The following is a 305-nucleotide window of genomic DNA, read 5'->3' as shown; positions in this document are numbered from 1 at the left end:
CCGACACATAAAACGCCACAGACTCTGGACCGTGTTTAGCAATGATCTCACTAAAGCCTCTAGCCACTGATGTTATGGCTTGCTCCCACGAAACTCGCTTGCCATCAACTTTGGGGTGTAGCAAACGGTTACCCAAATCGAGAGTGTCGCCTAGAGCCGATCCCTTAGAACATAAACGGCCTAAATTGGCAGGATGTTCTGCATCACCTTCAATTTGTACTGTGCCAGTTTCAAGTGGGGTTGCTAAAACACCACACCCCACACCGCAGTAAGGACAAGTCGTCTTTGTTGTCGTTTGTTGTTCA

General features: G+C 48.2%; 1 pseudogene. It reads right to left on the bottom strand.

The window, feature by feature from the left end:
- Positions 1 to 305 (bottom strand): annotated as a pseudogene (locus B4K20_RS05890) (nitrate reductase); the annotation flags it as partial.

The sequence above is a fragment of the Methylophaga sp. UBA5088 genome (assembly GCF_002414625.1).
Taxonomy (GTDB): domain Bacteria; phylum Pseudomonadota; class Gammaproteobacteria; order Nitrosococcales; family Methylophagaceae; genus Methylophaga; species Methylophaga marina.
This window is presented reverse-complemented; position numbering and strand designations above follow the sequence as displayed.